Raw genomic sequence first — 751 nt, forward strand, 5'->3', positions numbered from 1 at the left:
TCATAACAACAGGACCGGATTGATTTGTCATTTCGTCAATGGTTGGGTTATAGGGTGTCCACGTTGCGCCATCCCATGCACCGCCCGTCAATGTTGCTTCGCCTAACGCAGCTGGATACATAAAGTAGCCATACTCGTCAGTGTCGAGAATTAAATCGAAGTCTTGGTTACTTGTATTCGCTAGCTTATAATCCAGTGTTAGTTCGGTACCTGATATAACAACATTACCGTAGTGTGGTATATCCGATACTAGACACATACCATCTGGTATGGGTTCTGGTTCAGGGTTTGGTACGATGGCTGCATGGTTGGCATCAAGTTCATGGCTTAACAAGTCGCACGCAACGGTATCACCAATTTCCATACCAGGATGATCGAACCGAACGGCATAGTTCATTTCACCTAGCTCAGGATAGTCTGTTCGGTAAACAAACCATTTAACACCGTCGATTTCGGTAACAATTGGTCCTGTTTGAGATAGCTCAGAAAAGTCCGGAGTATATGGAGTCCAAGATGCTCCATCCCACGCCCCCAGGATATTCATGTTATCCCGATCATAAAAATAGGCTTCGCCTAAGGCAGCAGGGTAAGCGAAGAATCCATATTCGTTTGTGCCTAGATTGATGGTGAAATCCTGACCACCAGAAGAACTTAAATTGTTTGAGTTAATAGTCCAGGGCGATGTGGAGTAATCAATCGTACCGACCATTGGCATAGCTGACATAGTGCAAGTTTCGATATTTTCACCTGA

The 751-nt window shown here is 44.7% G+C and carries 1 protein-coding gene; it reads right to left on the minus strand.

Annotation, left to right across the window (positions count from 1 at the left end; all coding sequences use genetic code 11):
* Window positions 1-724 (minus strand): hypothetical protein (locus A3735_RS21530; protein WP_156499809.1); only part of this gene is annotated, 724 nt, incomplete at its 3' end.
* Window positions 725-751 lie beyond the last annotated feature (27 nt).

This window comes from Oleiphilus sp. HI0061, assembly GCF_001635675.1.